The 20,216-nt window shown below is 71.0% G+C and carries 31 protein-coding genes; 4 read left to right on the top strand and 27 right to left on the bottom strand.

Features of this window, described 5'->3' with window-relative positions; all coding sequences use genetic code 11:
• Positions 1-9: 9 nt before the first annotated feature.
• The 6 genes from ACN27D_RS14685 to ACN27D_RS14660 all read right to left on the bottom strand — a co-directional run bounded on the left by ACN27D_RS14685 (position 10) and on the right by ACN27D_RS14660 (position 2,952).
• Positions 10-267 carry a hypothetical protein gene (locus ACN27D_RS14685; protein WP_421499323.1) on the bottom strand — a complete coding sequence of 86 codons (258 nt, stop codon included), beginning with the start codon at positions 265-267 and terminating at the stop codon, positions 10-12.
• Positions 267-575 (bottom strand): hypothetical protein, encoded by a 309-nt coding sequence (locus ACN27D_RS14680; RefSeq protein ID WP_421499322.1) that lies wholly within the window; start codon positions 573-575, stop codon positions 267-269. The genes ACN27D_RS14685 and ACN27D_RS14680 overlap by 1 nt, the downstream gene beginning before the upstream one ends.
• Positions 576-590: 15 nt before the next feature.
• A complete protein-coding gene (locus ACN27D_RS14675) occupies positions 591-1,889 on the bottom strand; it encodes a PBSX family phage terminase large subunit (RefSeq protein ID WP_421499321.1) in 1,299 nt (432 codons plus the stop codon).
• Entirely contained in the window at positions 1,886-2,368 is a 483-nt protein-coding gene (locus ACN27D_RS14670; protein ID WP_421499320.1) for a helix-turn-helix domain-containing protein, read from the bottom strand. Before ACN27D_RS14670 ends, ACN27D_RS14675 begins: the two co-directional genes overlap by 4 nt.
• A 212-nt stretch (positions 2,369-2,580) precedes the next feature.
• The gene (locus ACN27D_RS14665) at positions 2,581-2,706 is read right to left on the bottom strand and encodes a hypothetical protein (RefSeq protein ID WP_276469463.1); all 126 of its coding nucleotides are present in this window, start codon (positions 2,704-2,706) and stop codon (positions 2,581-2,583) included.
• Between the two features lie 48 nt (positions 2,707-2,754).
• A complete protein-coding gene (locus ACN27D_RS14660; protein WP_421499319.1) occupies positions 2,755-2,952 on the bottom strand; it encodes a hypothetical protein in 198 nt (65 codons plus the stop codon).
• Positions 2,953-3,056: 104 nt separating this feature from the next.
• On the opposite strand from ACN27D_RS14660, the gene ACN27D_RS14655 reads away from it, so the two are divergent.
• Positions 3,057-3,233: a hypothetical protein gene (locus ACN27D_RS14655; RefSeq protein WP_421499318.1), complete on the top strand. Its 177-nt coding sequence runs from the start codon at positions 3,057-3,059 to the stop codon at positions 3,231-3,233.
• 156 nt (positions 3,234-3,389) lie between these two features.
• On the opposite strand, the gene ACN27D_RS14650 is transcribed toward ACN27D_RS14655, so the two are convergent.
• The 21 genes from ACN27D_RS14650 to ACN27D_RS14550 all read right to left on the bottom strand — a co-directional run bounded on the left by ACN27D_RS14650 (position 3,390) and on the right by ACN27D_RS14550 (position 17,316).
• Positions 3,390-3,665: a hypothetical protein gene (locus ACN27D_RS14650; RefSeq protein ID WP_421499317.1), complete on the bottom strand. Its 276-nt coding sequence runs from the start codon at positions 3,663-3,665 to the stop codon at positions 3,390-3,392.
• The gene (locus ACN27D_RS14645) at positions 3,662-3,829 is read right to left on the bottom strand and encodes a hypothetical protein (protein WP_421499316.1); all 168 of its coding nucleotides are present in this window, start codon (positions 3,827-3,829) and stop codon (positions 3,662-3,664) included. Before ACN27D_RS14645 ends, ACN27D_RS14650 begins: the two co-directional genes overlap by 4 nt.
• 331 nt (positions 3,830-4,160) lie before the next feature.
• The gene (locus ACN27D_RS14640; protein ID WP_421499315.1) at positions 4,161-4,829 is read right to left on the bottom strand and encodes a hypothetical protein; all 669 of its coding nucleotides are present in this window, start codon (positions 4,827-4,829) and stop codon (positions 4,161-4,163) included.
• A gap of 8 nt (positions 4,830-4,837) precedes the next feature.
• Complete coding sequence (locus ACN27D_RS14635; RefSeq protein ID WP_421499314.1) at positions 4,838-5,074, bottom strand: zinc finger domain-containing protein; 237 nt, start codon at positions 5,072-5,074, stop codon at positions 4,838-4,840.
• Positions 5,071-5,250: a hypothetical protein gene (locus tag ACN27D_RS14630; protein WP_421499313.1), complete on the bottom strand. Its 180-nt coding sequence runs from the start codon at positions 5,248-5,250 to the stop codon at positions 5,071-5,073. The genes ACN27D_RS14635 and ACN27D_RS14630 overlap by 4 nt, the downstream gene beginning before the upstream one ends.
• Positions 5,247-5,483: a hypothetical protein gene (locus ACN27D_RS14625; protein WP_421499312.1), complete on the bottom strand. Its 237-nt coding sequence runs from the start codon at positions 5,481-5,483 to the stop codon at positions 5,247-5,249. Before ACN27D_RS14625 ends, ACN27D_RS14630 begins: the two co-directional genes overlap by 4 nt.
• Positions 5,484-5,486: 3 nt before the next feature.
• The gene (locus ACN27D_RS14620) at positions 5,487-6,308 is read right to left on the bottom strand and encodes a hypothetical protein (protein WP_421499311.1); all 822 of its coding nucleotides are present in this window, start codon (positions 6,306-6,308) and stop codon (positions 5,487-5,489) included.
• Between the two features lie 10 nt (positions 6,309-6,318).
• Positions 6,319-6,837: a hypothetical protein gene (locus tag ACN27D_RS14615; protein WP_421499310.1), complete on the bottom strand. Its 519-nt coding sequence runs from the start codon at positions 6,835-6,837 to the stop codon at positions 6,319-6,321.
• Entirely contained in the window at positions 6,834-7,145 is a 312-nt protein-coding gene (locus ACN27D_RS14610; RefSeq protein WP_421499309.1) for a hypothetical protein, read from the bottom strand. The genes ACN27D_RS14615 and ACN27D_RS14610 overlap by 4 nt, the downstream gene beginning before the upstream one ends.
• Complete coding sequence (locus tag ACN27D_RS14605; RefSeq protein WP_421499308.1) at positions 7,142-7,321, bottom strand: hypothetical protein; 180 nt, start codon at positions 7,319-7,321, stop codon at positions 7,142-7,144. The genes ACN27D_RS14610 and ACN27D_RS14605 overlap by 4 nt, the downstream gene beginning before the upstream one ends.
• Entirely contained in the window at positions 7,318-10,152 is a 2,835-nt protein-coding gene (locus ACN27D_RS14600) for a hypothetical protein (protein ID WP_421499307.1), read from the bottom strand. The genes ACN27D_RS14605 and ACN27D_RS14600 overlap by 4 nt, the downstream gene beginning before the upstream one ends.
• An 80-nt stretch (positions 10,153-10,232) precedes the next feature.
• Positions 10,233-10,934 carry a hypothetical protein gene (locus ACN27D_RS14595; protein WP_421499306.1) on the bottom strand — a complete coding sequence of 234 codons (702 nt, stop codon included), beginning with the start codon at positions 10,932-10,934 and terminating at the stop codon, positions 10,233-10,235.
• 25 nt (positions 10,935-10,959) lie between these two features.
• The gene (locus ACN27D_RS14590; protein WP_421499305.1) at positions 10,960-12,165 is read right to left on the bottom strand and encodes a hypothetical protein; all 1,206 of its coding nucleotides are present in this window, start codon (positions 12,163-12,165) and stop codon (positions 10,960-10,962) included.
• Positions 12,162-12,794 carry a hypothetical protein gene (locus ACN27D_RS14585; RefSeq protein WP_421499304.1) on the bottom strand — a complete coding sequence of 211 codons (633 nt, stop codon included), beginning with the start codon at positions 12,792-12,794 and terminating at the stop codon, positions 12,162-12,164. The genes ACN27D_RS14590 and ACN27D_RS14585 overlap by 4 nt, the downstream gene beginning before the upstream one ends.
• Positions 12,791-14,155: an ATP-dependent DNA helicase gene (locus tag ACN27D_RS14580; RefSeq protein ID WP_421499303.1), complete on the bottom strand. Its 1,365-nt coding sequence runs from the start codon at positions 14,153-14,155 to the stop codon at positions 12,791-12,793. The genes ACN27D_RS14585 and ACN27D_RS14580 overlap by 4 nt, the downstream gene beginning before the upstream one ends.
• Positions 14,152-14,430 (bottom strand): hypothetical protein, encoded by a 279-nt coding sequence (locus tag ACN27D_RS14575; protein WP_421499302.1) that lies wholly within the window; start codon positions 14,428-14,430, stop codon positions 14,152-14,154. Before ACN27D_RS14575 ends, ACN27D_RS14580 begins: the two co-directional genes overlap by 4 nt.
• The gene (locus ACN27D_RS14570; protein ID WP_421499301.1) at positions 14,430-15,674 is read right to left on the bottom strand and encodes a DUF7666 domain-containing protein; all 1,245 of its coding nucleotides are present in this window, start codon (positions 15,672-15,674) and stop codon (positions 14,430-14,432) included. The genes ACN27D_RS14575 and ACN27D_RS14570 overlap by 1 nt, the downstream gene beginning before the upstream one ends.
• A 97-nt stretch (positions 15,675-15,771) precedes the next feature.
• Positions 15,772-16,224, bottom strand: a complete 453-nt coding sequence (locus ACN27D_RS14565) for a hypothetical protein (RefSeq protein WP_421499300.1) — start codon at positions 16,222-16,224, stop codon at positions 15,772-15,774.
• Entirely contained in the window at positions 16,221-16,592 is a 372-nt protein-coding gene (locus ACN27D_RS14560; RefSeq protein WP_421499299.1) for a hypothetical protein, read from the bottom strand. Before ACN27D_RS14560 ends, ACN27D_RS14565 begins: the two co-directional genes overlap by 4 nt.
• Positions 16,589-17,020 (bottom strand): hypothetical protein, encoded by a 432-nt coding sequence (locus tag ACN27D_RS14555; RefSeq protein WP_421499298.1) that lies wholly within the window; start codon positions 17,018-17,020, stop codon positions 16,589-16,591. Before ACN27D_RS14555 ends, ACN27D_RS14560 begins: the two co-directional genes overlap by 4 nt.
• 98 nt (positions 17,021-17,118) lie before the next feature.
• The gene (locus tag ACN27D_RS14550; RefSeq protein WP_421499297.1) at positions 17,119-17,316 is read right to left on the bottom strand and encodes a helix-turn-helix domain-containing protein; all 198 of its coding nucleotides are present in this window, start codon (positions 17,314-17,316) and stop codon (positions 17,119-17,121) included.
• Between the two features lie 114 nt (positions 17,317-17,430).
• Here ACN27D_RS14550 and ACN27D_RS14545 point away from each other — a divergent pair, with 114 nt between their 5' ends.
• Genes ACN27D_RS14545 through ACN27D_RS14535 form a run of 3 tightly spaced genes read left to right on the top strand, consistent with a single transcriptional unit; the run spans position 17,431 to position 20,150 of the window.
• The gene (locus tag ACN27D_RS14545; RefSeq protein ID WP_421499296.1) at positions 17,431-17,721 is read left to right on the top strand and encodes a helix-turn-helix domain-containing protein; all 291 of its coding nucleotides are present in this window, start codon (positions 17,431-17,433) and stop codon (positions 17,719-17,721) included.
• A 9-nt stretch (positions 17,722-17,730) separates the two neighbouring features.
• Positions 17,731-19,089: a 3-oxoacyl-ACP reductase gene (locus ACN27D_RS14540; RefSeq protein WP_350814356.1), complete on the top strand. Its 1,359-nt coding sequence runs from the start codon at positions 17,731-17,733 to the stop codon at positions 19,087-19,089.
• Positions 19,089-20,150 (top strand): MaoC/PaaZ C-terminal domain-containing protein, encoded by a 1,062-nt coding sequence (locus ACN27D_RS14535; protein WP_421501151.1) that lies wholly within the window; start codon positions 19,089-19,091, stop codon positions 20,148-20,150. The genes ACN27D_RS14540 and ACN27D_RS14535 overlap by 1 nt, the downstream gene beginning before the upstream one ends.
• The last annotated feature ends 66 nt before the right edge of the window (positions 20,151-20,216 follow it).

Raw genomic sequence — 20,216 nt, 5'->3', positions numbered from 1 at the left:
GGATCCCTCCTACTCGGGTGGGGTGACGTTCAGCGCGAAGACGGGGATGGGGCCGGCGAAGATGAGCCAGACGTGGCCGCCGGCTTGGAGTTTTTCGATGTCGCCGGGTTCGAGGGCGCAGCGGATCATGGCGCGTTCGAAGCCGCCGTCGACGAGGCCGTCGAAGAGGGCTTCGACGGGGCTGACGCCGGGTGGGCCGGCGATGACGCCTTTGATGGATCCGGGATGGGCGGTGACCTGTTCGTCGGGAATGCTGGTGGGGCGCATCAGATGCTCGGCATCCGGCGCCAGGTGCCCGGCGGGATCGTGCCGCCGGTCGGCTCGTTTCCGTCCGCCGGCTCGCCCCTCTTGCGTGAGGTCGCCCAGTGCTGCTGGAGGCCGTCGAGCTGGACGACAAGGTTGGCGGTGCCGGAGGCCGGATCGAAGACGGCGGTGATCGTCGCCGGGTAGACCTGGCCCGGGCTGACCGGGTTGCGGTGCTTCTGGACGGCGATGGTGTCGCGGCCGGCGTTGATGGCCGCGACGTCGGCGTCGTTCAGCCGGTAGTGGACTATGTCGCCGATGGTGGGCTGCATGGTGGCTCCTTTCGGTTAGGCGGCGATTGGGAGGCCGGGGCGGACGATCGGCCGCCACACCGCGCGGGTCGTGTGCGCCGCGTACCGTGCGGCGTCGATGCCGTGGTCAGCGACCTTGATCGGCTTGTCCTCGCCCTTCTCTGCCGCTTTGTCGTCCCAGCAGTAGCCGGGCAGCTCCAGCAGCAGATGCCGGCACGACTCGTGCACGTCGAGCAGCCCCAGAGCGAACAGGGTGGACAGGGTGGAGATGCCGGGCAGGACGTTGTTGTCGGCCAGACGGGCGGACACGCCGTCGTTGTGCAGCTGCACCCGGAAGTTGGCCGCCGACGGGTCGACGATCGTGTACTCGGGGGCGACGCCGGTCAGGTCGGAGCGGGGCACCGGCACGCTGGTCAGCCACTGCCGCAGCTCGCGGGAGTATTCGGCGTCGGAGAGCTGCCGGCGTTTCTGCGCGGAGTCCCACCGCCATTCGCGGGTGAGGTGCAGCTTCCGGTCGGCGCCGAGGCCGAGGATGACGGCGTGGAACGGGTTGCGGGTGCCGTGGTCGACGCCGAGTGAGATCCACCGGGAGATCGCGGGTAGACCGTCGGTGACGTGGCGTTTCTCGTCGAACATGTCGAAGATGGCGCCCTCGGCGGGCACCCACAGGCCCTGGATGTACCGCTTGAAGAACAGGCCCACGTACTGGAGCTTCAGCGACTCGACGAAGTCCGGGGACAGGTGCGGGTTGTCGTCGAGGGTGAACGAGAAGCGGTGCAGGTCGACCGGGTCCGATGCGTGGCCGGTGGAGGTGGTGCCGTCGTGGCCGATCCACAGGGCGGACCGGTCGAGCCAGTTCCGCTTGAGCCAGTGCACGGGGCCGGCCGGGTTGCACGTGGCGAAGACCTGGGCGCCCGGCACGCTGAGGCGGGTGCCGAGCATGTCCCAGAGCGCCTCGGGCCAGTTGGCGATCTCGTCGCCGTAGGCGCCGGCCAGCGTCAGGCCCTGGATCTTCTCGACGGCCTTGATGTCGTTCGCGCCAGCGGTGTAGATCCGCCGGCCGAAGAGGTACACCTCGCCGGCCCCGGCCAGGTAGCGGCAGCGTCTGGTGCCGACCATCTCGATGATCGGGTCGATGACGTTGCGCTTCAGCGTGCGTTCGGTTTTGCCGATCATCACGAGGTTGCCGCCGGGTCCGGTCCGCACGTACTTCATCCAGCGGACGATGGAGGCCACGGTCTTCGATGACCGGACGGCGCCCTCCCAGATGTTGAAGCGGGCGGTGGCCAGCTGGACGCTGCGCTTGGCTTTCCCGCTGAGCGGCTTGTACGTCATTCGTCGGTGCCGTCTTCGGTCATGTGCTCCAGCCAGGCATCAACGCCGGAGGTGGCGACGTCGGCGCGGTCGTGTTCGGCGATCTTCAGGGCGGTCTGCATGAGCGCCTGGACGCTTGTGGCGATGGCCCGCTTGTCGGCGAAGGGCGGCTCGTCGAAGTCACGCTCGTTGTAGTCGTTCTCCTTGCCGCCGAAGTTGAAGACCTTGGCCTTGGAGAACATTTGGTCGAGGAGTTTTTCGGCGGCGGCGAGTGCTTGTTCTTCGATTGCGGCTCGGCGGGTGGCGGCGTCGGCTTTGCGGGCTTCGGTGGCGGCGGCGGTGCGGGCGCCGCCGCGCTGGAAGCTGAGGCCGAGTTCGGCGGCGATGGCGGAGACGCGTTTTTGGTGGATGCCGGTTTCGCGGCTGATTGCGTTGCGGCCTTTGCCGTCGGCGTGTAGCTGGGTGACGAGTTCGCGTTCGCGGTCGGTGAAGGGGGCCACGGGTCACCTCACGGCGTTCACCTCGCCAGGTCATCAGGAAATCGGACGGTGAGCTGCTATATCCGCTGGCAGTGCATCGCCGGGACCATGACCGACGTGCATCCACAGGACCCATACCAGCAGCCCCAGCCGTATTCGCCGCAGCAGTACCCTCCGCCTCCACCTCCGATGGGGCCGCACGCGCTGCCTCCGCCGCCGGCTGTGGTCGTCAATCAGCAGACGAGTAAGGCGGCGACGGTGGGGATCTGGGTGATCGTGGCGTGGCTTGTGGGGCCGCTGGTGGTGGTCTTGTTGTGCTGTGCGGGTTGCATGTTCAGCGGCACGATTGGGGCGGTCACGGGTGTGGATGGTGGGGCGTCACCGACGTCGACGCCGTAGCGGGCGCGTCAGAGGTCGGGTGACAACTCGACGTGTGCCGGCGGGGCAGTGAAGCCGGTAGGGCTACGACGGGCTTCGTCGGTGGTCTGCCGAAACAGGTCGAGCGCTTTCGCGGCGACAACGTCCAGGGTTTCGGTGGCCTCGACGATGACGGTGTGGCCGGCGACGGTGATATCCACCTTGACCGAGGCGGGTGGGTCGGGCACGGCTGCTCCGAGGACTGGGAATTCCCCGGCTGGCGGGGAGGTTGATCTCCTTCAGTGTTCGGCGGCTGGCCGGGCGAAGTCCGATGAGGAGTACAAAGATGGCGATGAACCGTGAGCAGGACGAGATTCAGCTCGTAACCGAGACCAAGAAGTCGTTTCTGGAGGCGGCCAAGGAAGCGGCGGAGGCCGGGCTGCACGAGTCGGCGCTGGACTTCGCCACGGGCTACGCGATCCTGCACTACGGCAAGCTGCCGGGTGAGGCGCCGGCCAGCAAGAGCTGACGTCGGGTATGCGGGCAGCCTGGTCTTCGCGGGGGCCAGGCTGCCCGCTCTCCCCGCACCCTCGGCGTCCCGACCCTGGACGCACAACAGCCCGGGAGCTGTAAGGCTCGACCGGGCTGAGGGCACACCCCACCTGTTGGTGGATGACGGAAATGATCAGGCAGCGAGCAGGCTGCTGTCAAGCCGGCGGGTCGCGCCGCGCGTCGACGTGCGGGTCATGCGCTCAACGGTGGCGGCCTGGTCGAGGCGGTAGTAGGTGGTGCCGCGGCCTCGGCCGGGGATGTGGTGGCGGTCGAGGAGGCCGTGGAGCCGGTCGTCGGGGTTGGTGGCGCGGGTGGCCCAGTCACGGACTTTGGCGGGGGTGATGTCGGGGCCGAGGCGGTGGGCGATGTCGGCGGCGGTGCCGTATTCGTGGCCGTGGTGGTAGATCATGGTCGCCGCTCAGTCCACTGGTCTCCGCAGGCCGGGCAGAGGTATCTCCGGTCGGCGTCGGCTGAGGTTGTGATCTCCACAGGGTTGGGGCAGGTGCAGAAGGCGCGGGCGAATAGCTCGGCGATCGCCTGGTCGTCGGCGAGGTCGTCGTGCGGCTCGGTCACGTCCTCATCGTACCTTCCTAGGCTGATACCTGCCCGCGCGCGAGCGCTACACCATAGCGGTGGTTATGGTGTAGCGCGTTTCGGGCACATCGGACAGCGAATGGCCCGGAGCGCGGGAGTGCGCGCTCCGGGCCGGGATGATCACAAGGCGCTGGTCTGTGCGCCCCGTGAGCAATCGGAGTTGGTGCAGACATCGTTCGGCAGGTAGAAGGTGCCCACCAGCCGGCTGTCCTCCGTCCAGCCTCGGGTGACTTCCTGCTCCCCGCATTCGGGGCAGTTCTTCGCCAGGTGGTGCGGTCTCTCCTCAGCTCTGTACATCTTCGGCATGAGTTCATCCTGCCCCAGTGGTCGGCGCGCTTCCCGCGACCGGACCGAGGACGACGCTGCGGGGCCAGATGTGCGTGACGCCTTCGACAGCGCCCGGCATCCCGCACCGGCAGTCCGGGCCGGTGCAGTGGCGGCCGGTGGCGCACACGACGGTCCAGGCGTCGATGGGGCCGGCGGTCTGCACCACCAGCTGGCGTTCGCCGCAGTGGGGGCAGGGGATGCCGACGAGCGGCTGGGTGGGGCGCGGCTGGCGGATGGCGTCGCGTACCCACCGCTCCTCGTCGACCAGGTGGCGGCCGATGGCGGCGGCGGTGCCGGGCTGGAGGCGCGGCAGGGCGGTCATCAGGAGCGCGAGCGGGTCGAGGCCGAGGCCTGCGCCGGGCGCGTCGATCTGCTGCGCGAGCCAGCGGAGCTTGCCGGTGAGCCGCCGGTGGAGGTCGCTCCAGGTGGTGTCCCGGGTGGGGCGGGTGTCGAGGAGGAGCGTGCCGGTGGGGTCGCCGTGGTCGCCGGGGGCGTGCCGGGTGCCGTAGGTGGGGCTGCGGAGGATGGGGGCGGCGTCGAGGAGCCCGTTGGCGTTGTGGCGTCTCTCCCGGTCGACGTGGACGGCGAGCACTTGGCGGGCCGTGTGGAGGGACCAGGCGGCGGCCAGGGCGTGGAGGTGGTGGGGCGTCACGGTGCTCCTCAGCGGGTTGTGCGGTGGTTCTTACGCTCGGCGTGGACGCCCTTGAGTGGCTTCCAGTAGCCGCCGCCGATGTCCTGTCCGCGGACTCTGCCGGCGATCCAGCGGCGGCAGGGCTTCCCGGCGGGGGCCTCGCACTTCGGGCAGGCGCGGGGGATGGGCTTGGTGGCGAGTGGTGGTGTGGCGAGCGCACTGTTGACGGCTTGGTCGCGGCGGGTGGCGGGGCGGGCTCGGGTCATCGGCTGATCCGGCGGGGCAGCTCGACGGGCACCTCGAACAGCGGTAGCTGCTCGTCGCGGCACTCCATGTAGCACCGGTTCGTGCCTGCGCAGGCTCCGCAGACGAACAGGATCCCGGCGGACTGGCCCTTGCAGAGCGGGCATCGTCCGGTGCCGCGGCATGCTCGACAGGTCATCGGCTGACTCCTGGCAGCTCGACGGTTTCGACGGGTCGGGGGACGACGTCGTCGGGCCACGGCTCGTCGTCGTCGGGCCAGCCGGCGTCGGGGTCGTCGTCGTCCGGGCCCTGGCACAGGTAGGAGCTGCGGGCGACGCCGCAGCCGTGGTCGCAGCGGGGGCAGTCGCAGGACCCGATGCCGTCGCCGTCGCCGTTGTACGGGTCGGGGAGGCCACACACGTCGCAGATCACCGGTCAGCCCTCCCGGTCGACGCAGCGGACGTCGTGCTGGTGCCCGGCAACCCCGTCACCCGGGCACGACGCGCTGCGGTAGCCCTCGTACTGGCGGCCGGAGCCGGTGTACAGGCGGACCCAGTCGCGGGCGTCGTTCTGGCCGTGGGCGGCGCCGGCGGCGCGCGCGAACCGGCTGGGGACGGCGATGACGCTGGAAACGGCGGTCGCCTCGGCCGACTTCGCCGGGCACCGGTCGGCGGGGTGACCACCGCGCATCGTCTGCATCGGCCCGTGCAGCTCACACCCGGTCGGCTCGCTGGAGCGGATGACGTAGCCGCAGGGCGCTTTCGGGCAGGGGCAGGTGGCCTCGTCTTGGGTGGGGCTCCAGGCGCGGCCCCAGTGGTATTCGGGAAGTTGCTGCTGTTGGGCGTGCTGGTCGAGTAGGTGCATCAGCCGCTTGAGGGCAGCCGCGAGCCGGTCGGTGAGGCTCTGCTCGCCGCCGCCGTACTCCGGCAGCCCGGCAACCTCCTCCGTCGAGCACGTCCAGCACCGCTGGTCCTCACCCGCCGGCATGGTCCGCGGGTACGTCTCCCCGCACGTCGGGCAGCGTCCGCCCGCACCGGCCAGCCCGGCGTCGATGATCGCGCTGACCGCCACCTCAGCGATCCGGGCGGGCATCACGCTGTCGTCGGACCACCCCCACGCCTGGGTGAGGGCGTCTCGGGCGGCGTCGACTGCCTTCTGCTGCCAGTCGGCCGGACGGATTCCCTGCGCGCGACACGGGGAACCGAGGCCAGACGCGGTGGCGGTGAGGTGGGCGGCGAAGGTGTGGTCGGTGGTCACGGCGGGCTCCTCAGACGGTGGTGTTGAGTCGGGCGGGCCACTTGGCGGTGGCGAGGGCGGCACGCTGGGCGGCGGGCATGGCGGTGTCGGGGTGGCCGAGGTGGTCGAGGCCTGCGTGGCGGAGCCAGAGCGCGTCGACCTGGTTGTCGTCGGCGGGTTCGCGGGTGAACCGCTTGTAGGCGGCGACTGCCATCTCGGGTTTGCCGCAGTTGCCTTTGCCGGTGGCGTATTTCTTGAGCGTGGCGGGGCTGAGCAGGGCGTAGGGGATGGCGTTGCGGCGTAGCCAGGTTCGGATGGTGCCGTGGACCATGCCGGTGATGCCGGCGGACTTGGCGTTGATGGGCAGGTCTTCGATGACGACCAGGTCGATGGCGCGGCCGTCGATGGCGCGGGCGACTTCGGATTCGATTTCGAGGAGACGGGCGTCGCCGTCTCGTTTCGGGGTGATGGTGTAGGTGGTGCCGTCGCACCATGCGATTCCGGTGGCGGTTATCGAAAGGTCGAGTCCCACTACGCGCGGCGTGTTCATTGTGCTCCGTTCATTAGGTCGTCGAATGTGAGTTGGGCGGGGGCGGTGCATTTGTGTTCGGCGTGGATGGTGCCGGTGAGGGTGTTGGCGGTGATGCGGTCTGCGTCGCGGTGGATGAGGTGTCGGTTGAGGGTGAGGGTGTAGGTGAATTTGCCGTTGAGGAGGGCGTCGATTTCTGTTTGGCGGTCTGGGAGTGGGGTGGCGTCGACTCGGGCGGGGATGCCGTCGTCGAGGGCGGTGATGATCGGTGTGTGGCAGCGGTCGCAGCGGTGGTCGGTGGCGACGGTGGAGATGAGGTGGCGGGTCATCGGGTTTCCTCGGTTTGAAGATCATCCGGGTTTCGGGATTTCCCGGGTTTTCTGTCGCCGGTCTGTGAAACCTCATCCACGAATTCGTTACGCTCCGTATTCGCTTCGTCAGACAGGTGCGCGCGGGGGACGGAGAGAAACCCGGGAAACCCCGAAACCCGGATGATCTTGTTCATGGGGCGTCCGTTCCGCCGTGACTTGTGTGGATTTGCCAGAGCTGAGTTTTGTGGACGTCGAGCCCGGCGCGACGCACGGCGAACCCGCCGGCCCAGCGGCCCTCTCGGTTGCGCAGCCACCATCCGAGGGACTTGGCGATGCCGGTCGGACCCTTCGGGTGCCGATTAGCCTTGGCGGCGAGCTCGTCCGGCAGGGCGTCCCCGGGGATCTGGCCGGGGGTGAGCAGCGCGCCGGTGTCGACCTGGCCGAGCAGATCCTTGGCGGTCCATTCCCGTTCTTTGAATGCCTGATAGGCGGCGGTCAGGAAGATGCCCCATTCGTCGTCGTCGGTGCCGACGTCGATCTGCGTGGAGGGGTGGTCGAATTGCCCTTCGATTCCGGCGATCCGCAGGATGCCGTCGACGGTGCGAACCCAGCGGGCGTACGAATCACTGGCCCGCTCCGGTGGTAGCGGTTTACCGGCGGCGACCCAGGCGCGGACGAGGGTGAGAAGCGCGTGCAGCAGTTCTCCGCGCCGTTCCCGAACCCACGTTTCGAGGTTGGAGATGGCGAATCCGGTGCGCAGTTCCGGATTGGGGCGGCCCGGGTCGATGACGGTGCGGATGGTGCGTCGTGGCAGGTCGCCGCCGATGGCGATGTTGTTGCCGGTGATGGTCCAGACGCGGTCGTTGGTGGCGCGGGTCCAGGCGGTGGAGCCCAGTGGGCGGTCGTCCCACAGGTCGGTGGTGAGCAGGCCGGCGAGGGTGCTGGAGCGCAGCTGCCCGGAGACGTTGTCGAGGACGACGACGGGGCCGGTGGTGATGCCGAGGATGGCGGTGATCTGCTTGCGCAGCTCGGTGTCGTCCTCAGGCATCTCGGCGCGGAACACGCCACCGTGGATGTGCCTGGCCAGGTTGGCGAGCAGGGTTTTGCCGCTGCCGGGCTGGTGGGCTTCGATGGCGTGGAGCTTGTACGGCGGCGGGGTGAGGGCGCGCAGTAGCGGGGTGAGCATGGCGCCGAGGTAGTTGGCCCGGTAGTGCTCGGATACAAACGGGAATCCGTCGATCATTTCCAGCAGGAGCTTGACCGCGTCGGTGACCTGGCCGGGGCCGGGGGTGTCCGGCACGGGCGGGACGTGTAGGCCCGGCTCGGGCAGGTGCAGCAGGCCGGTGGCGGGGTCGTAGCCGGGCGCCTCGATGAGGCTGCCGTCGGCGCGGACGACAGGGGTGTGGATGACGCCTCGCAGCGTGCGGAGGTTGGGCAGCATGTCGGGGACGTCAAGGGCGGTGCGGGCGGCCGGGCGCGGGAACAGGGCCTGCACGGGGATGTCCTGGTCGCCCTTCTTCGTCCAGCGGAAGCAGCCGTAGGTGTAGGTGATGCGGCTGGCCAGGCTGGAATCGTTGACGGGTCGGATCTGGGCAGGCCCGTCGTCGTTGGCGTCGTCGTCGGTGAGCGGCACGTACCCGTCCTCACCCTCGCGAGGGGTGTGCACGACGGCGTCGAGGCGCTTGAAGAGCCCGGCGAGCCGTCCGCGGCCGGCTTCCTCTCGCAGCCAGTCAGCAGCGACCGCGCTGTTGGACACGTCGATCTCGGGCGCCCAGATCCGCGGCGGCTGCCGCTGCGCCGGGGCGGGATGGTCGGCGGCCGGCGCGGTAGCCGGCGTGGTCGCCGGCGGCTGGGTGATGCTGAGGCCGGGCTGGTCGAGATGGCCGATGAGGTCGCGGATCATCGCGGCCTGCTCGGTGGCCGGGTCCGGGAGCGGGCTGCCGTAGCCCTGTTGGCCGAGTGCCCGGGCGGCGGCCTTGTGGTCGCCGCCGAAGTGCAGGGCCGTATACGCGCCGAACTTCGAGTAGGACTCGTTGCCTTCTAGGGGGTCGGCGTTGGTGGTGAAGACGTATAGCCGGTCAGTGCCGAGGGCGTTGGTCGACGCCGAGGTGCCGGTGGGCTTGCCGGGGCGGGTCCAGTAGGTGACGTCGTCGGAGCGGTAGTGCTCGCGCCAGCCGGCCGGGCTGAGGATCTGCGGCCACTCGGCGCGCTGGTTGAAGTCCTCCCCCGGTGCCAGTTGGCCGTCCGGGCGGGGCCCGGCGGGCGTGCCGACCAGTGCGTTGCCGACGTCAGCGGGACCGGCCGGCTCGGCGGGGGCGATGCGCTGCATGGCGGCGGCGAGGGCGTCGACGAGCTGCTGCACCGTGTAGCGGGTGGGGATGGCCGCGATGATGCGGCAGGGGCGGGCGAGGCCTTCCTTGCGGTTGACGGTGCCGGGGATGCGCAGCACGCGGGCGAGGTCGCCGACGCCGCGGCCGTACCGCCAGCCGAGGGAGGCGGCGGCGTGCTCGATGACCCGCTGCCAGTCCTTGGCCAGGGCCTTGGCCTGGTCGAGGTTGTCCTGGGTGAGGGTGTGGGGTTGGTCGAGCAGCCAGATCGGGTAGAGGCCGCCGCCGGAGTGCACCCAGATGGTGGGCTCGGGCAGGCCGGTGGCGTCGATGACGGCGCGGCCGGCGGCCTCGTCGGGCGGGAGGTCCTGCTCGGCGTGGCCGGGGCCGGCCAGGTCGAGGTCGGCCCACAGGGCGGGCAGCGCGGCGGAGTCGGCGGCGCCGCCGCGGCCGCCGATCGTCCGGTCGGTGCGCAGGGTGGTGACGCGCAGGTAGATGCCTTCGCGGCCCTGCTGGTCGAGGTAGGTGACGTACTTGGTGGCGGCGTCGAGGTCGCCGAAGAGGCGGCCGGCCCAGTCGTCGGTGGAGCAGATGTGGACGTGGCCCGGGCTGTCGCCGTGGAGGATGCCGAGCCACTGGCGGACGGCGGCCGGGTCGAAGACGGGGGCCGCGGCCTGCCGGTTCGCCGTGATGGTCATCGATGCTCCGATCTTGGGGGGTCCGGCCCCGCCCCGGGGCTGGGGCGGGGCCGGCGGTGGAACAGGCGAAGCGATGAGGATCAGAACGGCGGGATCTGACCGGCCCCGGCGGCGGCTGGGGCCGGGGCCATGGCGGCGACGATGGCCTGCTGCTGGGTGAGCGGCAGGGCCTCCCACTTGACCGGGTCCATGCCCTGGGGGCAGGGGATCGTCATCGGCTGGGCTGGCCCGGTGATGCCGAGGGACTGGGCCGCCGCCGATGCCGGCGCTGTAGCTGGCTGGGGCTGGGGCTGGGGCTGGGTGAGCATGGGTGCCGCGGGCGGGGCGGGGCTGACAGGTGCGGCAGCCGCGTTGCCGCCGAGGAGACTTCCGGGGTCGACGGCCGGAGGCGCGTACTCGGCGGCGAACTCGAATGGAGAGCCGGTGGCGCCGGTGCCGCCGGTGCGGCGTACGGCGAGCCGGCCGCCGATGGCCAGGCCGGGCGCGCCGGCGCGCTGCACCGCTTCCCGAACGGGCTTCATCATGCGCGGAGAGATGTGCAGCTTCCGCTTGCCGTCGTCCTGGGCGTTGGCCGGGTCGCGCAGTTCGGTGCCGAGGGTGACGACGATTTGCATCTTGGGGTCACCGGAGGGCCAGAAGTCCAGCTCGTCGGAGTCGTACTTCTTCATCTGTTCGACCTTCGGCTGGTCGACGATGGTGCCGATGACGGTGTATCCGATCGGCTCGTCCTTCCACTTGATGGACTTGATGCCGCCGCTCATGAGCAGGTCGTTGGCGTCCATGGGTTGTTGTGCTCCTTCTGGTTGGTTAGGCGATGAGGCCGGAAAGCTGCTTGTCGATTTTTTGGTCGGTGTTGCCGGGGCAGCCGGTGGCGTCGGCGGGGCCGCCGACCCGGCGGAACGGGCACCAATCGCACGCCTTCCCGGGCGCCGCCGGCACCGCCGGCCACAGCTCGGGGTTGGTGGCGAGGTCGAGGCCGTGCGGGCCGATGAGGTCGTGGGTGGCGTAGAACCGGTCGACCGCCCACTCGGCGATCTCCGGCTTGTACGGTTCGGTCCACTCCGCGCTGTCGGCGTAGTCGTGGGAGCGGGCGAGGAACACGAGCCGCACGTAGCGGACGTCGCGGCCGGCGCGTTCGTGGCCGCGGCCGTACAGGTGTGCCTGGACCCGGTATTCGGGCTTGACGAGCTGCTCGTTGGGGATCGTCTTGCGCTTGACCTCTCGCAGCGTCGTGACGCCGACGTACTTCCAGTCGACGACCATCCCGTGGTCGGTGTCGTAGGCGTCGCCGTGGCCGGTGATCGGGTCGACGTCGGGCAGGCCCGGGTCGACGACGAGCGCTTCCTCGACGAGCCACCGCTCGCGGCCGAGCTGGGCGTTGTGGAAGCGCAGCGCCTCTTCCATCAGCCCGTGCATGGCGGTGCCCTGCATGGGCGCCCACGGCGGCCGCTTGTCCTCCGGCTGCCGGACGATGCCGGCGAGCTTCATGGCGATCTGCCGCTGGCACGGCGTGCCCAGCTCGGACGGGCCGAGCCGGACCTGCTGGCTGCGGGGCCGGGAAGCGTCGAGGTCGCCCAAGACCTCGCGCATCTCGGCCACCGTCGAAGGCGGCGGTCCGGTCAGGGCCGGACCGACCAGCTTGGCCACGGCCGGGGCGATCTCGCTCGCGGTCGACGGCGGCGCGATGAGCTCGTCAGCGCTCGGCACGGTGGACGGCTTCTCGGCGGCTTGGCCGCAACGGTGGCAGAGCCATCCGCCGTCACCGTCGGCGCGGATGTCGTCGAGCTCCTCGATCGTGGTGCCGCAGTTCCCGCACCGGCCGCGGTAGGTGGCGCTGATCCACGGGCCGAGGCGGCTCGGCTCCTCGGCGGCCGGGCGGCAGTGCGAGCACTGCGCGACGAGCAGCTCGGTGACCGCGCAGCGCGGCTCGGCCGGGGCGGCGGCCGCGGGCGGCTGCTCGATCCGGAGCGAGGCGATGAGCGCGGCGAGCTCGGTGTCGACGGCGGAGGTCATGCCTTCACCAGCCCGACCGGCACCGGAGCCGGGTCGAAGTTGTGGGGGAAAGACCGGGGCATGATCAGGCCGACGAACGTGCGGCCGATCTCGACCCGCACCGGCTTCTTCGTGCCGCGGAAGGTCCAGCGGACGACGTCGGGGACGTTGAGGACCTTGGCCGCCTTGGCGAACGGGCGCATCAGTTCCGGGTTGAGGTTGGCCGGGGCGTCCAGTCCGCTCGGGTCGTCGGCCTTGACCTCGAAGAGGTGGGCGACGTCGGGGTACTTCCCCTTGACCACTTCCAGGCGGATGGTCAGTCGCTCGGTCTCCACCTCCAGCCGGTCGGGGCCGTCGAGCTTGCGTACCCGGCGGATCCGGGCGGTGTGCTGGCCGGGCTGGTCGTCGAGGGCGCGGCGGAGGAGCCGGGCGTCGCGGCGGTTGAGCAGCGTGGACGGCAGCGGGTCGCCGGCGGCGAGGATCCGCAGATGCCCGAGGGTGTAGCGGTCGGTGGCGGTGGCGACCAGGTTGTTGTGGGCGGCCTCCAGGTGCACACACTCCATGACCGGCATGCCGCCGCGGTCGGTGAAGGGCAGCGTCACCCGGAGGGCGCGGCGCAGGTCGCCGACGTCGACGGTGGTGGCGGTCATGCGAGGACTCCGTTCAGGCTGGGGACGATGACGGCGCGCTCGGCCGCGCGGGTGACGGCGGTGTAGAGCCAGCGGCGGCCGTTGACGTGCCCCTCGATCGACGCGGCGGCCGGGCCGAGCGTCTTGGCGTGTTCCCGGTAGGCGGCGCCGTAGAAGACGGAGGATTCGTCGACGACGAGGACGCGGGGCCACTGGCTGCCCTGGCTCTTGTGGGTGGTGATGGCCTGGGCGAAGGTGGCGGCGACGACGGTGCCGCGGCCGTCCCGCTTTGCCTGCTTCTCGCCTTCCAGGTCCCGGAAGCCGGACGCCCAGACGGTGAGGTAGCGCTCGCCGCCCTCGTCGTCGCGGACGACCAGGCGATGCCGGTCCTCCCGGTCGGAGGGGAGGGTGTCGAGGACGTCGAACTGCTGGCCGTTGAACACCTCGGCCTCGCCGGAGTTGGCCAGGGCGATGATCCGGTCACCGGCCTGCGGCGCACCGACGAGGCCGCGCAGCCCGCGCAGCAGGTGCACGGCCTGCCAGCGGGTGGCGTTGCGGCCGACGAGGACCTGGTCGAAGGCGAGCAGGTCGGCGATGGACAGCCGGTCGAAGCGGCCGGAGTCGCCGTCGCGGCCGGCGATGCCGTAGGAGCGTTCGCCGGGCTCCGAGTTGCGGATGGCGGTGGCCATGCGGGTGACCGGGCTGTCGAGGGCGGAGCGGTGGATCTCGGTAAGCAGGTGGTCGGGCGCGTGGTTGATGAAGTAGCCGCCGCCGTCGACCGGGGGCAGCTGCGCCGGGTCACCCAGGCACAGGATCTTCGTGCCGAAGGAGAGCAGGTCGTAGGCCATGCGCTCGCCGACCATCGACACCTCGTCGAGCACGAGGAGGTTGGCGGCGGTCAGCTCGGTCTCGTCGCGGAGGATCCAGTCCGGGCTGTCGATCTTCGCCTGCTCGACGGCGATGTGCCGGGCCAGCTCGGCCCGCTCGGTCGGGTCGTCGGTGTCACGCAGCTTCGCCTTGAGCTCGTCGAGCCGCTTGCGGGCTTTTTCCACAGGCTGGTAGATCAGGCTGTGGACGGTCGACGCCCCGTCGCAGCCCTTCGACCGGAGGACGTAGGCGGCCTTGCCGGTGAACGCGGCGTACAGGGCAGACACGCCGAGGCCTTCGACGATGTGCCGGGCGAGGGTGGTCTTGCCGGTGCCGGCGTAGCCGAACAGCCGGAACACCTGGCTGGCTTCGTCGGCGTACCAGTCGGTGATGCGGTCGATGGCCTCCTGTTGCTGCGGGGCGAACTCGAGTTCATCGGTGACGGTCGGCGCTGGTGGCGGGGGTGGCGGTTCGGTGCCGACGAGGTCGGTGAGTCGCAGGTCGGTGTCGGTCATGCGGTGGCTCCGGTCATCTCGTCGTGGATGCGGGCGGGCTCCTGGCCGGCGACGCGGATGACGCCGAGGTGCTCGTCGACGACCTCGCGGTGCGGGACGGCGGCGATCGCGGTCGGCGGGCGGTGGCGGGCGGGCCGATCGTTGAGGCCGGTACGGAGCAGCTCGGCCCACTCCGGGGTCGCACCCTGGTGCTCCGCCTCCAGGCCGAGGCGGGCGGCGACGGCGGCCTTGAGGTACTGGATGGTGGTGATGCGGCGGGGCTCGGTGGTGGTCATCAGCCCTCCCGCGTGATCGTCGCGGTGGCGGTGACCTCACCGGCGATGAGGCGGCCGAACGCGTCGACCTCCCGCAGCACCCGGCAGCTCTTCGCCTTCGCCTTCGGCGTACCGCCGTCGATCGGGCGCAGCGTCGCCACATCGACCTCCACGGCCAGCCAGCGGCTCGCGTCGAAGCAGTACTGGCTGGCCTGGTGCGGGGTGGGGGAGAAGTGCAGGCCGCCGCCGCAGTCGTTGGTGTCGGACCAGTCGTCGCAGGTGACCGTCTGGCCGACGGTGTAGACGGTCGGCTTGCCGTACTCCTGGCCGGCGGTGAGGTCGTCGCCGAGGGCCTTGTAGAGGACGGCGGTGCCGTCGGTGACGGTGACGCCGTGGTGGTCGCACCATGCGGCCGGGTTGGCGAGGTCGAGCTGGGTGACGTCGATGAGGACGCCGCCGGTGACGGTGGCCTGGCCGGAGTGCAGGTGCACGGCGGTGTGGCTGCCGGCGGTGACGGTCGCGCAGCGGTGGGCGTGCACGGTGGCCGAGTCGTACGCCTCGACGGTGGCCGAGTCGTACGCCTCGACGGTGGCCGAGTCGTACGCCCGGACGGTGGCCGAGTCGTACGCCTCGACGGTGGCCGAGTCGTACGCCCGGACGGTGGCCGAGTCGTACGCCTCGACGGTGGCCGAGTCGTACGCCTCGACGGTGGCCGAGTCGTACGCCCGGACGGTGGCCGAGTCGTACGCCTCGACGGTGGCCGAGTCGTACGCCCGGACGGTGGCCGAGCCGTACGCCCGGACGGTGGCCGAGTCGTACGCCCGGACGGTGGCCGAGCCGTACGCCCGGACGGTGGCCGAGTCGTACGCCCGGACGGTGGCCGAGTCGTACGCCTCGACGGTGGCCGAGCCGTACGCCTCGACGGTGGCCGAGTCGTACGCCCGGACGGTGGCCGAGTCGTACGCCCGGACGGTGGCCGAGTCGTACGCCCGGACGGTGGCCGAGCCGTACGCCCGGACGGTGGCCGAGTCGTACGCCCGGACGGTGGCCGAGCCGTACGCCCGGACGGTGGCCGAGCCGTACGCCTCGACGGTGGCCGAGTCGTACGCCCGGACGGTGGCCGAGCCGTACGCCCGGACGGTGGCCGAGTCGGACGACACCCGCAGCCACACCCCCCGCTCCGACTCGACATGCACACAGGTGGTGGAGGCATCAGCCAGCGCGGCGTCGAGCTGCTGCTGGTCGGTCACGGTGATGCAGGACATGATCAGGACTCCTAGATGGCGGTGGATGTGAGGAGGAAGAGGGCGGCCCAGAGGGTGAGGCTGGCGAGCAGGGCCAGGCCCCACGTGCGGCGGCGGGTCATGCGGCGCCGTCCAGGGCGTCGTGCTCCAGGTCGACGAGCGCCTGGACGGCCATCCCGCGCAGCGAGGCGACCGCGACCTGACGGCGCAGGCCGGTGGCCGTGTCCGCGCCCACTAGGACCACCCACCGGCCCGGGTCGGCCAGGTCGGGACGCACCTCGCCGATGAACGTCGGGTCGTCGGTGGGGCCGGTCTCGGCCACGACGTGAGTGCCGTAGTCCATGAGCCGGACAGCGCGCACGGCGCGACCGAGCCGGGTCAACCGCCAGTAATCGAGGGATCCGGCAGCGTCGAGGGTGACCCAGCTGGCGGCCTGCATCTCGTGGATCGCGTGGGTTACCTTGCGGTCGCCGGAGATGTATGACTCGCCGATCGCGTCGCGGAAGACGTTGCCGGCGTTGACCTGGTCAAGCAGGTCAAGGCGGGCCGGGGTCGGGAAGAGGTCCATCATGCGGCGCCTCGCTCGCGGCGGTCCTGCTCGGCGGCGGTGACATGCTGGGTGGCGAGCTGCCGCAGGTTGAACGGCGGCAGCGCCACCGGGCCCGGCAGGCCGTCCGGGGCCGGGTACTGGCCGAGCGCCACTCCGCGCCAGTACGCGCACTCGTCGTCGTGAGGCTCGCCGGGTAGGTGCCCGCACAGCGGATCCGCGACGGCGATCGTGGCGTGGTGGCGGGTGCCGCACGGGACGGTCTGGACGCCGGGCGGGACGGGGATGGTGTCGTCGAGGTCGGCGCGGTCGTAGCGCAGCGCGCTGTGGCACGGGCCGGCCAGGGTGGGCGGGTTCGGGCCGGGGTAGGTCAGGCCGATCGGCTGACTCATCGCGTGCCGCCGCCCTGCGCGAGCTGCGCCTCCAGCTCGGCAACCTTGGCCTCCAGCTCGGCCCGGGTCTGGGCCCGGGTCGGCGGGACCGGCATGTTGGCCTTCGCGTTGACGGAGAGTCGGCCGACCCGACCCGAGGCATGCCGGGTCTGCTCGCGGGCCCGGCCGCGTCCCTCCGTCTTGGTCTCGGCGGTGAACCCGAACGCGGCGGCGATGGCGTCGATGACCGGCACGGTCTTCTCGGCCTTGTGCTCGTCGAAGGCGTAGGCGATCGAGAGGTGCGGCGGCAGGAAGCCGTGGGGCATTGGCGTGCCGGCGAGGCTGGCGATGTGGTCGGCGGCGGCGCGAAGGTCGGCCGCCATCGTCACCCAGTAGTCCGGCGTGGCCGGCTCGGTGGCGGTGGTCTGCGGTACGGTCTGGTCTTGCATCTGGACTCCAGTTCTGTTCGGGTTGGCTGGTCCGGGTGCGGAGCCCTCAGTCGTTCGCGCGGCTGGGGGCTCGCTTTACGGCAGGCGAGAGAGCGCTCTCATGCGGTGGCGCGGCTGGCCGCCTGCGGCTGACCGCTGATGAGGTCCTCGATCACGTCCCGGCGGAACCGCTTCACGCCCAGGACGTCGATGTACGGCAGTTTCCCGATGCGCGCCCAGCGGTGAATGGTCTCGTCGCTGAGCCGCAGTACCTCGGCGACCTCAGCGACGGTCATGAGGTCCGGAAGTTGTTCCATGGACAACCACGCTAGGCAACTGCCGTCACTTGTGTCAAGGACAAGTCTCGGCGCGTAAAGACCGGCACGTCCGCTTTAGTTGCCTACTGTGTCAATAGCTGTATGCTGTGTCCCATGACGATTACCGCGCAGCGCGCATCCACGGGGTGGACGGTCGACGACTCGACGTTCAGCGCACGCCTCGCGCTGGTCCGGCTGAGGATGGGATGGAACATCAAGGAAGCCGCCCGGGCATGTGGTCTACCCGCAGCTACATGGCGCTCCTGGGAGCTGGACGGCCGAGAGCCGCATCGCATCAGAACCGTCGCCAAGCAGATCAGCACCGAGACGGGCTGTGACTATCTGTGGCTGCTGCTCGGGCCGGATGGCGGCAGCGGAGGTGACGGCGTACCTACTCGCCAGTAGGCTACGCCTATGACCGACAGGTACGCGAGCTTCGTCCAGACGGGGGCCGGTCGCGCGCTGGTCAAGCGCCTCGGGCTGCCCGACCCGCCCCGACTGCGCCGGCACACGCCCGGTGACCCGCTCGTTCCCGGGCCGGTCCTGCTCGGCTCCTCGGCCGGCGGCCGGATCGCCGAGCCGGCCGGCAAGATCCTGACCGCCGCCGGGGTCGAGCTGGCCGACCCGGTCGCCGCCCACGACGCCGACCGCCGCTTCGCGGCCCTGGTGTACGACGCCAGCGGGATCACCGACTCCGCCGGGCTGCGCCAGCTCTACGACTTCTTCCACCCGCAGGCCCGGTCGCTGCTGCCCAGCGGCCGGGTGATCGTGCTGGGCACCCCGCCAGCCGAGTGCGGCTCTCCCCGGGAGGCTACCGCCCAGCGCGCGCTGGAGGGCCTGACCCGCAGCATCGGCAAGGAGTTCGGCCGGGGCGTGACCGCCCAGCTCGTCTACGTGACCCGCGAGGGTGACGCCGGCACCCCGGTGAGCCTGGAGTCCACGCTCCGGTTCCTGCTCTCCGGCCGCTCCGCGTACGTCTCGGGCCAGGTCGTACGCGTGGGCACCGGCACCGCGGTCGCGCCGGCCGACTGGGACCGGCCGTTGGACGGGCAGGTGGTGCTGGTGACCGGCGCGGCCCGGGGCATCGGCGCGGCGCTGGCGAAGGTGCTGGCCCGCGACGGCGCCCAGGTGGTGGCGCTGGACATCCCGGCGGCCGGGGACGAGCTGGCCGCTGTCGCCAACGAGATCGGCGGCAGCGCGGTGCAGCTCGACCTGACCGCGCCTGATGCGCCGACCCGGCTGGCGGAGCATCTGGCGTCCCGGCACGGCCGGGTCGACGTCGTGGTGCACAACGCGGGCATCACCCGGGACAAGACGCTGGGCCGGATGGACGCCGACCGGTGGGACTCGGTGATCGACGTGAACCTGTCCAGCCAGGAGCGGATCAACGACGTCCTGCTGGAGCGCGACCTGATCCCGGCCGGCGGCCGGATCGTGTCGGTCTCGTCGATCGCCGGGATCGCCGGCAACCGGGGGCAGACCAACTACGCGACGAGCAAGGCCGGCGTGATCGGCCTGGTCGACTCGCTCTCCCCGGTGCTGCGCGAGCGCGGGATCAGCCTGAACGCTGTCGCGCCGGGCTTCATCGAGACGCGGCTGACCGCGCGTATCCCGCTGACCATCCGCGAGGCGGGACGGCGGATGAACAGCATGGCCCAGGGCGGCCTGCCGGTGGACGTGGCCGAGACGATCGGCTGGCTCTCCTGGCCGGCGAGCGGCGCGGTGAGCGGCAACGTGGTCCGGGTCTGCGGCCAGAGTCTGCTGGGGGCGTGATGGCGAAGGACCACGAGGAGGACCTGACCCTGCACGACCTGATCGAGGGCCCCACCCGCGACCTGACCTCAGCCCGAGCCGCCGCCCTCGCCCAGACCAACGCCCGCCCCACCTCCGACGATCATGAAGTTGACGGCACTTCTGGAGATCCACAAGGCAGCCAACTTCATGATCGACCGAGCGAAGGGGCGGGGCTGGCGGGGCGGCGGCGGGTGGAGCTGGACGGGCTGCCTGCCAGTGGAGGGCTCTACCGGCGGGCGCTTCTGAGGGCGGTGCCCGGGGTTGGGGGGCGGCGCGGGACGGACGTGCCGGCGCTGGAACTCGCCGTCGGTGGGGTCTCGGTGGACCAGGGGCATCTGGCGGACTACGACCGGGTGTGCGGGTTCCGGCTGACCGACCGGCTGCCGGCGACATACCTGCACGTGCTCGGGTTCCCGCTGTCGCTGCGGCTGATGACGGATCCGGGCTTCCCGATCCCGCTGACCGGCGTGGTGCACGTCGCCAACCGGATCACCGTGCACCGGCCGGTCGAGGTCGGCGAGCGCGTCGACTTCCACACGTACGCGGAGAACCTGCGCCCGCACGAGCGGGGCCGTCAGCTCGACGTGGTGCTGATCGGGTCGATCGGCGGCGAGGAGGTGTGGCGCGGCGTGTCCACGTACCTCGGGAAGGAGCGCGCCGCGGGCGGCGGCCCGCGGCGCGACCGGGGTGACCGCCCGGCGCCGCCGGACTCCTCGGCGCGGTGGCGGGTGACGCCCCGGGTGGGTACGGACTACGCGCGCGTCTCCGGCGACCACAACCCGATCCACACCTCGAAGCTGGGCGCGCGGCTGTTCGGTTTCCCGCGCCCGATCGCGCACGGCATGTGGAGCAAGGCCCGCTGCCTGGCCGCGCTGGAGCCCCGGCTGCCCGAGGCGTACACCGTGGACGTGTCGTTCAAGCTGCCGGTGCCGCTGCCGTCGACTGTGGCGTTCAGCGCCTCGGCGGCGGGCGCGGGCTGGGACTTCGCGCTGCACAGCGCCCGGGACGGGAGACCGCATCTGGCCGGCTCCGTGCGCTGAGTGAAAGAGGGGACTTGCCGTCCCCTCTTTTCGGCGCTAAGTTGTTCTCAGATTGAGTTGTTCTCA

The sequence above is a fragment of the Micromonospora sp. WMMD1274 genome (assembly GCF_049179035.1).
GTDB lineage: Bacteria > Actinomycetota > Actinomycetes > Mycobacteriales > Micromonosporaceae > Micromonospora > Micromonospora tulbaghiae.
This window is presented reverse-complemented; position numbering and strand designations above follow the sequence as displayed.